This is a genomic window from Herbiconiux daphne (assembly GCF_024979295.1).
Taxonomy (GTDB): domain Bacteria; phylum Actinomycetota; class Actinomycetes; order Actinomycetales; family Microbacteriaceae; genus Herbiconiux; species Herbiconiux daphnes.
On the sequence record NZ_JANLCJ010000373.1, the window covers coordinates 1 to 716 of the forward strand.

A 716-nucleotide genomic window follows, 5' to 3' on the forward strand; every position below is an offset into this window, starting at 1 on the left:
GCCGCTACTGTAGCTATGAATGCTTTAGGTGGGGCGGCTATTGAGAAAGTAGCTACACCAATTGTTAGAGGTGTACGCTCTATTTTGCCAGAGAGCTTAGGCGGTTTATCACAAGCCGAAAGAGCCGCTACAGTGGCTAACCCTGAATATGTAGAGCGCGTATTACAGGGCGGTGATGAACAGGCACAGCAGGCATTTAGAACAGCTACCACTGATGAGGCAGGACAATCTATTTTAAACCCTTCTCAGGCTCTTAATACTGGCAGGGGTGGTAAATACATTGCAGCAGAGCAACGGGATATTAACCGGGGTACAGCCAGTGAATACGCGCAGCGCCTACAGCAACAGCAAAGCGGAGAGGGTATTACCCGCGCTGTTAATGAACTAGCCCCGGAGGGCCAGACCACATTACAGCAAGCCGCACAGGATGTAACCGGAGCATTTAAAGAGCGGTCTAACCAGCTTTATAATGAGAGTAAGACAGGAGCACAGAATATCTTAGATAGTGCAAATGTTAAAATCACTCAGCTTAAATTACCGGAATCTAAAAACCTTGCTAATGCTCACTTAGAAGATAGCGCCGCAAGTGGTCATATTAAATTAACAAGTGAAGCAAGACGCACCCTAAATCAATTTAACAAAGCTGAATTTAAAAACATCAATGATATTGATTTATGGAAACGTACATTAAATGAAAAAGCTAGCAAGGCTTACAG

Annotated in this window: 1 protein-coding gene; it reads left to right on the forward strand. The window is 44.6% G+C overall.

The features are described 5' to 3' along the window. Positions 1-15 precede the first annotated feature (15 nt). Positions 16-716 (forward strand): hypothetical protein (locus N1032_RS25315; RefSeq protein WP_259543350.1); only part of this gene is annotated, 701 nt, incomplete at its 3' end.